The following is a 12,549-nucleotide window of genomic DNA, read 5'->3' on the forward strand; positions in this document are numbered from 1 at the left end:
GCCGTCGCTCAGGACGCCGCCTGTGCCGACAGCGCAAGCTGGAGTTCGTCCAGCAGGTCCGCCACGCGCATGTGATCCGAAGCGGTTTCGCCGCGAGCGATTTCCTCCAACGCATCGGCGGGCGCTGCCACGGCCGCAGCGTCGACCATCAAGGCCGCGCCCCTGATCCGGTGCGCATGGTGCGCCGCGCTCGCGGTGTCGCCCGCAGCGAACGCCCGGCGCAGCGCCGCAAGATCTTCCGCCATGGCCTCGTGAAACTGCGGCGGCAAGGCCGTGTCGGGACGTTGCGGCGACGACGGCGCCCCGCCCAGCCAGAGCTGCAGCATGCTCGACAGTTCGTCTAGGCGCAGCGGTTTCTTGAGCACGCCGTCCATCCCGCTTTCCATGCATTCGTCGAGGTGCGCCGAGTCGGTCGCGGCCGAGATCGCGATCACGGGCAGATGGCCGGCACCGGCCTCGCGCTCGCACTCCCGGAGGCGGCGCGTCGCTTCGTAGCCGCTCATCCCGGGCATGTGGCAGTCCATGAGCACCAGCGCAAAAGGATGCGGCGGCGCGAGCGCGGCCAGTGCCGCCGCGCCGTCGGCCTCGATCCGGGCGTCGTAGCCCAGCATGCGCAACTGCTCCGCGATGATGAACTGGTTGCCCGGGTGGTCCTCCACGACCAGCACGGTGGCCGCAGGACCGGAGGGCGGTTTGCCATGCGCCGCAGCGGCATCCTTGGACGTTTCTTGTGGGGGCGACACAAGCTTCACCGGCAAGGCGAACTCGACCGAGGTGCCCGCACCGAGGCGGCTGGTCAACCGGATCTCGCCGCCCATCAATTCGACCAGCTCCTTGCAGATGGTCAGCCCCAGCCCGGTGCCGCCGAAGCGCCGCGTGGTCGAGTTGTCGGCCTGCGAATAGGCATCGAAGAGGGTGGCCTGCTGCGAGGGCGCGATGCCGATGCCGGTGTCGCTCACCGTGACCGTCAGCAGGCCATTCATGTCGCCATCGTCCAGAAGCTCCAGCGTCACGTCGATGCGCCCGCGCTCGGTGAACTTCACCGCATTGCCCAGCAGGTTGAGCAGCACCTGCCGCAACCGCGTGGGGTCGATCAGCACCTGCCGGCCCGACGGGTTGTGCGTGCGCACCGCGATGACCAGCGGCTTGTCCTGCGCGTTCACGCGCGCCACATGCGCCACCTTCTGCGCCAGCGCGTCGACGTCGGTGGGCACCAGTTCCAGCGCGAGGCGCCGGGCATCTAGCTTCGAGAGGTCGAGCACATCGTCCAGCAGCGACAGCAGGGCTTCGGCGGCCGCCGAGGCGGTGCGCGTGAAGCGCTTCTGGCGCGCATCCAGCGGCGTGTGCGCCAGCATCTCGATGGAGGCCAGCACCGCGTTCATGGGCGTGCGGATCTCGTGGCTCATCACCGCCAGGAAGTTCGACTTGGTGCGCTCGCTCTTTTGTGCGGCGCGCTGCGCCACGCGGGCGCGCCAGGCGAACCAGCCGAGCAGCACGACGCCGCCGAGCAGCAGCAACAGCTGCGGCAGGCGGTAGCGCACGATCGACAGCAGCGACGGTTCGCCGAAGTCGGTCTGCTCCAGCCACCGGTCGTTCATCTGGCCGGTCTCCGCCGCCGAGAGGCTGGCGAGCGACTTCTCCACGATGGAGTGCAGCAGCGGCAGGTCGGCGCGAACGCCCATCTGGGCCACGTACAGGAGATCGCCGATCGTGCCGGAGATGCTCAACTGGCGCGCATGCCTGCGGCGCATCATGGGAAGAAACACCGCGTCGGAGCCGATGGCGGCGTAGGCCTCGCCGGTGATCACCGCGTCGAGGCTTTCCATCGGTTCGCTGGTGGGGAGCACGCGCACGCCGGGGTAGCGCTCGGCGAAGACATGGGCGTAGGTGCCTCCGCCGCGCACGGCCGCCACCTTGCCGTCCAGGTCCTTCATGTGCAGGACGAAGGGGGCGTCGGTGCGCGTGACGATGATCGTTTGCGCCACGAAGAAGGGATCGGTCAGGCGCAGCCGGGCGCCGACCTCGCGCGTGGTGCGGTCGGCGCTGGCGTTCGGGAACATGTCGACCTTGCCGTCGAGGAAGGCCTGCTGGGCTTCCTGCCAGTCGGGGGTGGCGTGCAGCTCGAAGCGCAGGCCCGACTTGCGGGCGACCGCGTCGAGGTACTCCGCGATCAATCCCTTGTAGCGGCCGTGCTCGATGGACTCCAGCGGGCTCAGCCGCGTGTCGGCGGCATAGCGTACGACGGGGTTGGCCTTCATCCAGCGCTGTTCCTCGTCGGTGAAGAGGGGCTGTGCCTGCGCCCACGCGGCGCCGGCGGGGAGGGCCATCGCACTCCACATCGCCCACCGCACCGTTCGCCTGAATACGAGCCAAGGATTCATGTCTTGTCCAGCTGGTGGCGGATCTTGAACAGCTCGTTGTCCGTGCGGATGCCCAGCTTGCGGAATGCCGCGTGTTTCTGCGTGCTGATGGTGTTCACGTTGCGAGAGAACTTCGTGGCGATCTGCGTGACCGACAGGCCTTCGAGGCAGCAGCGCAGCACCTCGCGCTCGCGCGGGGACAGCTGCGGGTTCTTCGTGAGCGCCTCGGCGTCGGTGTGGGGCGACGCGGCCTCGGAAAGTGTGGCGATGTCCGCCGCCATGTCGGGATGCAGGTGGATGCGGCCCTTGCTCACTGTGCGCACGGCCGCCACGAGCTCGTCCAGTTCCTGGCTCTTGCCGACATAGCCGCGCGCGCCAGCCTTCAGCGCCAGTGCCACGGTGGCCGCGCTGTAGTGCGCGGAGATGACGATCGTCCGGCTGCGCGGGTGCCGGACCTTCAGCGCCCGCAGGAGGTTGAGCCCGTCGATGTCCGAAGGGCCGAGCGAGAAATCCACGAGCACGACATCGGCCGCCACGGCGGCCAGGGCATCGAGCAGTTCGCGGCTGGTGGCATGGCTGCCGACCACCGACAGGTCGGGCTCGTCCGCCAATCTTGCGATCAGGCCATGCCGGACGACCGCGTGGTCATCGAGCAGCATCAGGCGAAGCGGCTGCGCGGTGAGGTGGTGTGCCATGAGGACCCTCCCAGTGGGCGAATCGTAGGCGGCTCGCCCCCACGTCGACACCATCACAACGAGGGGATGCGTGAGCGCACGCCGCGCGAGCCCGCGCCGCCCCGGGTTCGAATTTTCGAACGATCCCTAAGTCGACCTCCCGGTTTTTCGTTGTATTTCTATATCGGGAAAAGCACCCGAAAAGAACAATCCATCGGAAGAAAACACGCCGCCGCTCACACGCTTTTCGTGCGCACTTTCAAGGGCACTCGCTGCCAGAGGCGCAAGGCCCTTGTAACGCGAAACCCGACGCATCGGCGGTTGGATTGGGTTCGTTGCGGTGCAGTCCAACGCATCGTTTCGAGGCCATGGGTGGGTTTCAACGAATCCTTCGTTGAACCTTTTTTTTGAAGTTCTTGAGGAAATACCAGTGAAGAAAATTGCAACCCTTGCCGCTGTCACCTGCGCGGCTGCCGTGATGTTCGTGCCCGGCCAGGCGAGCGCCGAAAGCGCCGAACTCCGGATCGCCGGCACCATCATTCCGGCCGCCTGCACGCCCGTTTTCACAGGCGGCGGCGTGGTCGACTACGGCAACATTCCCTCCGGCTCGCTGAATCCGACGGCCCAGACCACGCTCGCGGACAAGTCGACCCAGCTGACGCTGACCTGCGATGCGCCTGTGCTGTTCGGCTTCAAGGTGATCGACGAACGCGCTGCGACGGCGGTCGCCGCGTTGGAAACCATCCCGGGGTATGCCACGAATGCGAAGTTCGGCCTGGGCGCCGTGGATGGCAAGAACATCGGCGCCTATTCGTTGCAGATCACGAAAGAGACGGCCGATCAAGGCAGCACCAAACACATCAACAGCGTGGACGGCGGAGCCACCTGGTCGGACTTTGCCGGCGGCATGACCGGCGACGGCGGCACGCTCGTTGCGTTCGCCGCCAGTGCCACGGGAACGGTGCCAGGCGCCCACACCGCCATCACGGCCGACATCCGCGTGGTGACCGCCATCGACAAGGGCAGCAACCTGCCGCTGACCCAGCAGATCCCGCTGGATGGCCTGTCGACGTTCGAACTCGTCTACCTGTAAGCGGCGACTGACGAACAGTCCGTCGATTCATTTCCATTCCTGTTGCCTCTGCCGTCAAGGGCAGCGTTTCGGGATGGGGAGGATCTCAACGAATCCTTCGTTGAAACTTTTTTGAAGTTCTTGAGGAAATACGTGTGAAGAGAATTGCAACCCTCGCCGCCATCGCTGGCGCGGCCGCCGTGGCGATCGCGCCTGTCCCGGCGAGCGCCGAAAGCGCCGAACTGCGGATCACCGGCACCATCGTTCCTGCCGCTTGCACGCCCGCCTTTGCAGGCGGTGGCGTGGTCGACTACGGCACGATCCCCGCCAGCTCGCTGAACCCGACGGCCCAGACCACGCTTGCGCAAAAGTCGATCCAGCTGACCATGACCTGCGATGCGCCTGTGCGGTTCGGCTTCAAGGTGATTGACGAACGCGCCGCGAGCGCGGTCACTTCGCTTGAAACGATCCAGGGGGCCACCCCGAACATGAAGTTCGGCTTGGGCACTTCGGATGGCAAGAACATCGGCGCATATTCATTGCAAGTTGTGCGTGAGACCGTCAATGGTGGAGGCTTCTCGATTGCCCTTGAGAGCGGGGACGGCGGAATCAGTTGGGGGTTCCTCAACCAAAGGGGCCTGTGGGCTGATGGGAGCAAACTTGTTTCATTCAGCAACACCTCGTCAAATCAGCCGGGTGCCAACACGTCTGTCACGGCCGATATCCGTGTGACGACCGCCATCGACAAGAGCAGCAACCTGCCGTTGACCCACGCGATCCCGCTGGATGGCCTGTCGACCTTCGAACTCATCTACCTGTAAGCCGCTCGGCTGTATCGGGCGGACCTTCCGCCCGATACGGGGTTGTGCCGGGCAGGGCGCCTGGCGCAACCCTTTCCAGGACATCCCGTTCTCGAGCCCGCTGCGGCATTGAGCACCGGCCGGCATCGCGTCCGGACCGTTCGGGATCGACGCGGAGCCACCCCTGGGGCCACGGCTGGCGAACGGCCCGTCGGTCCCTCCCCATTTTTGATTCTTCTCGAAAGCGCCCCTTTCGAGACGGCGGACGCGCTCGTCCGACCACAGGAAAGAGAACCGTGAACTTCATCCCCGCCAGATTTGTTTTCGCACTGACCGCCTCGACCGCATGGATCGCGGGCCTTGCCCCGTTGCCGCTGCATGCCGCGGGCATGCTGCCGGAGACCTCGGTCGTCATCGTCAACGAGAGCGACGGCGAGGCCAGCATCAACGTCAAGAACACCGATGCCAAGCCGGCGCTCATGTTCACGTCGCTGACGGGCATTCCCGGGGACGACGACACCCTGCTGATCGTGACCCCGCCGGTCGCCCGGGTCGAGCCGGGTGAGACACAGCTGGTGCGTTTTCTGCTGCAGACCAAGGAGCCGCTGAAGACGCAACGCCTGCGGCGCGTCATCTTCGAAGGCATCCCGCCAAAGAACACCGAACCGGGCCTGCGCGTGACCATGAACGTGCGCCAGAACCTGCCGGTGCTCATCCACCCCAAGGGCCTGGCCAAGGACGACCAGCCATGGAAGCGACTGAAGTGGTCGGTCGGGACCGGCACGCTGCGTGTCGTGAACGACAGCCCGTACGTGGTGCGCCTGGCCACCGCGGTCCAGTTGCTCCCGTCGACCGCGACGGTCGACTTGCCGCGCCCCCACGTGCTGCCCGGCGAGACGGTGGAAGTGCCGCTGCCGGCCACGGCGAAGGGTGCCGCCACGGTGCGGATGGTGCCTGCGACGGTGTACGGCTTCACCGTGGCCAGCTACGACGTCAGGCTCGCGGCGCACTGACGATGGCTGGGCTGTCGTCCTTGCGCACCGTGGCCCCGGCGGCCGTCACGGGCGAGCGCGCGAAAGGCACTTCGGCCGGCCTGCCGGCGATGCTCTGCGTGCTGTTGGCTTCTCCGTCGGCCTTTGCGCTGGCCGGCGAGGATCGCGCCGACGTCATCGAGCAGTTCATTAAGGAAAAGCAGGGCGCCGGCTTCGACCTGGACGTGCTCAGGCAGCGCGGTATCGACCCGAAGCTGGCGGACTACTTCCGGCACGAGGCCCGCTTTCGCGCGGGGACGAGCGTGGTGACGCTGTTCGTCAACGGCGAGCGGCGCGGGCTGGTGCCCGCCACCTTCGATGCGGACGGCCGCCTGTGCTTCGACGAGACGTTGCGGGACAAGGCCGGCCTCGTCACGGGCCGCGGGGCGGACGACGCAGGTGCGGGCGCCACGGCCTGCGATGAATTCCAGCGCCAGTTCCCCGGCACGATCGTCGAGCTGCGCCCCGGCAGGGACGAGGTCCGCCTCATCGTGCCGACCGACGCGTTCCGGGCCCGCGAGCGCGCCGACACCTTCAGCAGCGGCGGCGTCGCCGGCCTGCTGAACTACGACCTGCTGACGATGGACAGCCGCCATGCCGGCGGCACCAGCAGCTTCCATTCGCTGGGCACCGAGGCCGGCCTGAACGTCGGCGACTGGATCTTTCGAAGCCGCCAGAGCTACACGTCGAACAACGGCAAGGAGAAGCTCCAGCACCTGTACGCCTACGGCCAGAAGACGCTGACTGGCCTGGGCTCGACGGTGCAGGGCGGCCAGATCACCATCGCCAGCTCGATCTTCCCGGGCGATCCGATCCTGGGCGTGCAGATCGTCCCGGAGGAGGCCCTGCGCGCGGACGCACGCGACAACGGCGCCGTGGTCGAAGGCATCGCCCACACGCAGGCCCGCGTCGAGGTGCGGCAGAACCAAGCGCTGATCTACTCGACGGTCGTCCCACCGGGGCCGTTCTCGCTGACGGGCCTGCCGTTGCTCAGCGGCGCGAGCGACCTGGAAGTCACGGTCATCGAGGCCGACGGTTCCCGGCGGCCGTTCACCGTGCCCGCCGCCGCCCTGGGCGCGACCGCGCTTCGCACGACGGCGGGCTATTCGTTCGCGGTCGGCCGCTACCGCCTGTACGGCCACGGCGAGCGGCAAGACAAGCCCTGGGTCGCGACCGGCACCGGCACCTGGGCACTGGACAAGCGCACGCACCTGACGGCAGGTGCCATGGCGGCCACGCGCTACCAGGCCGCGGCATGGGCCGTGAACCGCATGGTGGTGCCGGGCACGATGGCGGGGTTTCGCCAGGCTGTGTCCAACGCCACGGGCGAGGGCGTGCGTGGGACGCAGGTCGATGCCTCGCTGAGCAGCGTGATCTCGCCCGCCTTGTCGGCGTCGGTGAGTGCCACGCAGCAGACCCGGGGCTACCGCGCCCTGGCGGACACGATCAATCCGAACCTGTTCGACACCACCTGGACGCGCCAGCGCTACAAGGGCCAGTACACGGGCTCTGTCGGCTGGACCCACGCGAGCCTTGGCGGTTTCCGGCTGGCCTATTCGGCCTCCTCGAGCTTCGACGGACGCCACATCCAGCGCCTCATCGGCTCGTGGGTGAAGTCGTTCCCGCACGCCACGGTGTCGCTCAACCTGGAACGCAGCACCGGCGACCTGGGGCGCTTCGACAACCGGCATGCGGCCTATGTCACCGTGAGCATTCCGCTGGGGTCGAAGACGGTCAAGACGTACGTCAACCGCTACGACGACCGGACCCGCGCTGGCGTCACGCTCAACGAGCGCATCAACGACACCACGAGCTACCAGGTCTCGGCCGAGCGGGACAGCCGCGACGGGCGCAACGACTTCGCGGGGCGCCTGAGCCTGCTGCCGCGCTACACGCAGGCCAACCTGGGCTTCTCGCGCAACGGCGCGAGCACCACCTACAGCGGGCAACTGCAGGGCGGCATCGTCGCCCACAAGGACGGCGTCACGTTCTCGCCGTACCCCGTGCAGGACACCTTCGGCATCGTCTCGGTGGGGGGCGTGTCCGGCGTGCGGATCGGCACGCCGCAAGGCCCGGTCTGGACCGATGCCTGGGGGCGCGCGGTGGCCCCGCAGCTGTTCCCGTACCACACGAGCCGGCTGGAGGTCGCGACCCGGTCGCTGCCTCGCAACGTCGACCTGGTGAACGGCTACCAGGAGCTCGATGCGGGCCGCGGATCGGTGAACCACATCCGCTTCGGCGTGGTCAACGCCCGCCGGGTGCTGCTGAAGGCCGTCGGTCCCGCAGGGCAAGCGCTCGAGAAGGGCGGGGCGGTGGTCGATGGCGACAACCAGTACGTCACCTCGGTCGTCGACGGCGGGCAGGTCTTTCTGCCCGACGTGCGGGACGGCGCAGACCTGCGGGTCACGCTGTCGAATGGGGACACCTGCAGGCTCGTGTTTTCGCTGCCGGAAAAGCCAGACGCCTCCGCCTACTTTGAATCGGCCGATGCCACCTGCACGGCCATGGGAGCACACGAATGATCACGATGAAAAGCCTGCGCCGGGAAAGCGCTTTGTTCAGCATGGCGCTTGCCGCACTCTTCGCCCTTGCAGGAACGCCGGCGCATGCACAAGCCTCGGCACGCTGCGACGCGCAGCTGAGCGAGTCGCTCGTCGACTACGGACGGATGACCCGCGGACAACTGCTGGAGCGCCAGCCCGACCCCGCCCGGACCTCGCTGGGCAAGCGCCTCGTGACGCTCACGGCGGTGTGCGCCGAACGCACGGCGATGGCGCTGTCGTTCCAGGGCGCGGCGGCGGACGACACGGGTTTCCGGTTTGCCGCGAACGACCGCTTCACCCTTCGGGTCGTGCAGGCGCAGCTCGACGGCAAGCCGGTTCGCCTGGCCGCATCGCATGCGGATGCCACGGGCGCGGCCCCTTCGTCGTTCCTTCGGCCCGGCGACCGGATGTCGCCCATGGACGGCGGAGGCCTGGCCCAGGGCCAACGCCTGACGGTCCAGCTCGAGATCGAGCCCTTCGTGGGAACCGCCGCCACGCGCGTCGCGGCCGAAAGCACCTGGGAAGGCGCGGGGCGTTTCGAAGTTCTGGGCCGCTAGCCCGCCGTCCGGCGCACAGGCCACCCCGTCGACTTGCCCACAAGGCGATTCGACATCCGATCCATCCATCCACCTCTGGAGTGATCCTTGAAGCAGAGTCATTGCACAGTCCCTACCGCCATCCCTTCCACGCTGCGGCTGCCCATCCTGTGGGATGAGCCCGTGTGCGCCACCATTGCGGTGATCGACCCGGAACTGCGGCCCCGACAGCAGATGGGGCGGGCCATCCGCAGGCTCGGCCATTGGCCGCTGGTCTTCACCAGCGCACTGGAACTGATGCAGGCGTGCCGCTACCTCCACCTTCGCTTCGACGCCGTGGTCGTGGCCTGCCCGGTGGACGCCGGCGCCGCGGGCGCACTGATCGCCCAGGTGCGGGAGCAGGTGGGCCCGGCGTGCCCCCTGGTCCTGAGCGGCGGCAAGCGCGGTCTGCGTGAACTGGCGGTCCTGCATGCGCGCGAATCCGACCACGTGGAGGTGACGCCGGCTTCGTTCGAAGAGGCGTACCTCCTGATGCGGTGCTTCCTGCAATGGCACCGGGCACGGGTGGCGGGCCAGTTCGTCGAATGGGGTGCGTTCCGCTTCGACCTGTCCGCGGACAGCGCACAGGTGGCCGGCATCCGGGTCGAATTGACCCCCAATGAGTTCGACCTGGCCATCGTGCTGTTCAGGAACGTCGATCAGGTCTTGACCCACCACGCACTGCGCGCGCTGGTCTGGGACAGCGGCCACCGCTGCGGCTCCGGGGTGCTCTCCACGAACGTGTGCGGCCTGCGGCGCAAGCTCGGCCTGGGCGCCGGACGCCATGGGTTGGAACTGCAGGCCGTTCCGGGGCAGGGCTACCGGCTGAGCACCACGGCCAGCGCGCCGGAAGAGAACAGGCGCCGGCAGCGGGAACCCGTCCGAAGGGCAGGGGAACGCGCGTGGGGGAGCGCAGCCGCTGCGCCGGGTTCGGCCGCCTGAGCGAAAGGCAGTGAGCCTAGGCGCTTGCGGGTGCGGCAGCTTCCGCCGCGTCGGGCCGCGCCAGCCCCGACGCCACCGCCGCCAGGATGCCGCGCAGCCATCGGTGCGCCGGCTCGTGCTGCGAGCGGTCGTGCCACAGCTGGTAGAAGCGCATGCGCGGAAAGCCCTGCGGCGCGGGCACCGCCACCAGCGGCAGCGTGTGCACGAACTGCATCGCGAAATGGCGCGCGGTGGTGAAGACCAGGTCGGTGCCCACCAGCAGGTGCGGCGCCACGGTGAAGTAGGGCACGGCAATGCAGGCCTCGCGCGTCTGGCGCAAGGTGGCCAGGTGCGTCTCGACCACGCCGCGCTGCGACGCCGCATACGGCGTGGGCACCACGTGGCGCGCGGCGATGTAGCGCTCCATCGTCATGGCGCCCTTGGCGGCCAGCGGGTTGTTCTTGCCCATGAGGCACATCAGGTCGTCTTCGAGCAACAGCGACAGGTGCAGGCGGTCGGGCGGCTGCGGCCAGTTGCCGATGACGATGTCGAGCTCGCCCTGGGCCAGCGCGCGCTCGTAGTCGTAGGTGACGCTCAGCGGGTGCACCACCAGCCGCGCATGCGGCGCCTCGGCGCGGAACCGCGTGGTCACGTCGGCCAGGAAACTCATCGCCAGGTAATCGGGCAGCGCGAGGTGGAAGGTCATCGCGCTGGAGGCGGGCTCGAACTGCTCGGGGCCCGAGAGCATGCGGTCGATTTCGAGCAGCGCGCCACGCGCGCGGTCGCGCAGCTGCAGCGCCCGCTCGGTGGGCACCATGCCGCTGCGCTCGCGCACCAGGATGGGGTCGGCGAAGACCTCGCGCAGCCGGCGCAGGGCGGTGCTGATGGCGGGCTGGGTCTGGTTCATGCGCACTGCCACCCGGGAGACGCTGCGTTCGGCCACCAGGGCGACCAGCACGCGCAGCAGGTAGGTGTCGACGGGAGCGTGGGAGCGTGACATGGCGGAGAAAAGGGCCTCTGAGGGCGTTGCCGGCGGCAAGACCATCATGGCAAACCGTTATGCCGCACATTCTAGAGAGCGTGATCCGGGGCCGCGATATCTGCCTACAGTTCGCCACCAGCGGGAACGGCAGCCGCAAGCGGACCCACAGAAGGTCCCAGGCGGCGCGTCCCGTCCACACCTAGAAATGGAGACAACCATGAGCATGGACGCCACGATGGCGCCAGTCCGGGAACACACCGCCACGGCGGAACTGGACGGCATCTACCGCAAGATCATCTTCCGCCTGATTCCCTTCCTGATGCTGCTGTGGGTGCTGGCCTGGATCGACCGGGTCAACATCGGCTTCATCAAGCTGACGATGCTGGACGACCTGAAGTGGAGCGAAGCGGCCTACGGGCTGGGCGCGGGCATCTTCTTCCTGGGCTACTTCTTCTTCGAGGTGCCCAGCAACCTGCTGCTGCAGAAGATCGGCGCCAAGAAGACCATCATGCGCATCACGATCGGCTGGGGCCTGACCTCGATCGCCACGATGTTCGTGAAGAGCACCGAGATGTTCTACCTGCTGCGCTTCCTGCTGGGCGTGTTCGAGGCGGGCTTCTACCCCGGCATCATCCTGTACCTGACCTACTGGTTCCCCGACAGCCGGCGCGCCAAGGCCTTCGGCATGTTCATGTCGGCCTCGGCTTTCGCGGGCGTGATCGGCGGGCCGCTGGCCGGCACCATCATGAACAGCATGCATGGCGTGAACGGCTGGGCCGGCTGGCAATGGGTGCTGCTGCTCGAGGGCATTCCCTCGGTGCTGGCCGGCATCGCCACCTACTTCTACCTGACCGACCGGCCCGAGCAGGCCCACTGGCTCACGGCGCGTGAACGCCAGCTGGTGCACGACGACCTGGAACGCGACCGCAAGACCCTGGGCCACCGCGAGCACAGCATGCTGGCCTCGCTGAAGAACGGCAAGTTCTGGCTGCTGATCCTGATCTTCTTCTGCATCATCGCGGCGAACTCGTCGCTCACCTTCTACGGCCCGACGCTGGTGAAAGAGATCGGCTTCACCAACCCGCTGACCGTGGGCTGGATCATGGCCGGCGCCTACCTGTGCGGCGCGGCCGGGATGATCTGGAACGGCTTCCACTCCGACCGCCACCAGGAGTCGCGCTACCACTGCGCGCTGGCCGCGGCGCTGGGTTCGGGTGCGTTGCTGGTGGTGGCATTGTTCCTGCGCCAGAGCCCGGCCCTCGTGCTGGCGGGCCTCACGCTGGCCATCGTCGGCACCATGAGCGCGATCCCCGTGTTCTGGCAGATGCCCAACCGCTTCCTGGCCGGCACCGCGGCCGCCGGCGGCGTGGCGCTGATCAACTCGATCGCCAACCTCGCGGGCTTCGGCGCGCCGTGGATGCTGGGCCTCATCAAGACCGCCACCGGCAGCCTGGCACCGGGCCTGTACGTGGTCGCGGCGGTCGAGATCTGCGCCACCGTGCTGATCCTGCTGTTCGTGCCGCGCCTGCACAAGACGCCTGCGCGCTGATTCCTTCCCCCCTTCGTCCGACTGTCTGAATACAAAGGAGAT

10 protein-coding genes are annotated in these 12,549 nt (G+C 67.8%); 7 read left to right on the forward strand and 3 right to left on the reverse strand.

The window, feature by feature from the left end:
- Positions 1-8 precede the first annotated feature (8 nt).
- Positions 9-2,327: an ATP-binding protein gene (locus VBO01S_RS08060; RefSeq protein ID WP_062472858.1), complete on the reverse strand. Its 2,319-nt coding sequence runs from the start codon at positions 2,325-2,327 to the stop codon at positions 9-11.
- Positions 2,328-2,377: 50 nt separating this feature from the next.
- The gene (locus VBO01S_RS08065; RefSeq protein ID WP_218005385.1) at positions 2,378-3,055 is read right to left on the reverse strand and encodes a response regulator transcription factor; all 678 of its coding nucleotides are present in this window, start codon (positions 3,053-3,055) and stop codon (positions 2,378-2,380) included.
- Positions 3,056-3,428: 373 nt separating this feature from the next.
- On the opposite strand from VBO01S_RS08065, the gene VBO01S_RS08070 reads away from it, so the two are divergent.
- The 6 genes from VBO01S_RS08070 (at position 3,429) to VBO01S_RS08095 (ending at position 9,997) form a co-directional block, all read left to right on the forward strand.
- On the forward strand, positions 3,429-4,127 hold the full coding sequence (locus tag VBO01S_RS08070; protein ID WP_157627307.1) for a DUF1120 domain-containing protein: 699 nt from the start codon (positions 3,429-3,431) through the stop codon (positions 4,125-4,127).
- Between the two features lie 134 nt (positions 4,128-4,261).
- Complete coding sequence (locus VBO01S_RS08075; RefSeq protein WP_062472861.1) at positions 4,262-4,927, forward strand: DUF1120 domain-containing protein; 666 nt, start codon at positions 4,262-4,264, stop codon at positions 4,925-4,927.
- Between the two features lie 275 nt (positions 4,928-5,202).
- On the forward strand, positions 5,203-5,919 hold the full coding sequence (locus VBO01S_RS08080; protein ID WP_255221077.1) for a fimbria/pilus chaperone family protein: 717 nt from the start codon (positions 5,203-5,205) through the stop codon (positions 5,917-5,919).
- A 2-nt stretch (positions 5,920-5,921) separates the two neighbouring features.
- Complete coding sequence (locus VBO01S_RS08085) at positions 5,922-8,459, forward strand: fimbria/pilus outer membrane usher protein (RefSeq protein ID WP_062472863.1); 2,538 nt, start codon at positions 5,922-5,924, stop codon at positions 8,457-8,459.
- Positions 8,456-9,037, forward strand: coding sequence for a DUF1120 domain-containing protein (locus VBO01S_RS08090; protein ID WP_157627308.1), 582 nt, complete (start codon positions 8,456-8,458; stop codon positions 9,035-9,037). The genes VBO01S_RS08085 and VBO01S_RS08090 overlap by 4 nt, the downstream gene beginning before the upstream one ends.
- Before the next feature lie 87 nt (positions 9,038-9,124).
- Complete coding sequence (locus VBO01S_RS08095; protein ID WP_062472866.1) at positions 9,125-9,997, forward strand: winged helix-turn-helix transcriptional regulator; 873 nt, start codon at positions 9,125-9,127, stop codon at positions 9,995-9,997.
- A 16-nt stretch (positions 9,998-10,013) separates the two neighbouring features.
- On the opposite strand, the gene VBO01S_RS08100 is transcribed toward VBO01S_RS08095, so the two are convergent.
- Positions 10,014-10,976, reverse strand: coding sequence for a LysR family transcriptional regulator (locus tag VBO01S_RS08100; RefSeq protein ID WP_062472868.1), 963 nt, complete (start codon positions 10,974-10,976; stop codon positions 10,014-10,016).
- Positions 10,977-11,175: 199 nt separating this feature from the next.
- Between VBO01S_RS08100 and VBO01S_RS08105 the strand changes: the two genes are divergently transcribed.
- Positions 11,176-12,507 (forward strand): MFS transporter, encoded by a 1,332-nt coding sequence (locus tag VBO01S_RS08105; RefSeq protein WP_062472870.1) that lies wholly within the window; start codon positions 11,176-11,178, stop codon positions 12,505-12,507.
- Positions 12,508-12,549: the final 42 nt, after the last annotated feature.

This window comes from Variovorax boronicumulans NBRC 103145 (genome assembly GCF_001591345.1).
In the GTDB taxonomy this organism is placed as follows: Bacteria; Pseudomonadota; Gammaproteobacteria; order Burkholderiales; family Burkholderiaceae_C; genus Variovorax; species Variovorax boronicumulans.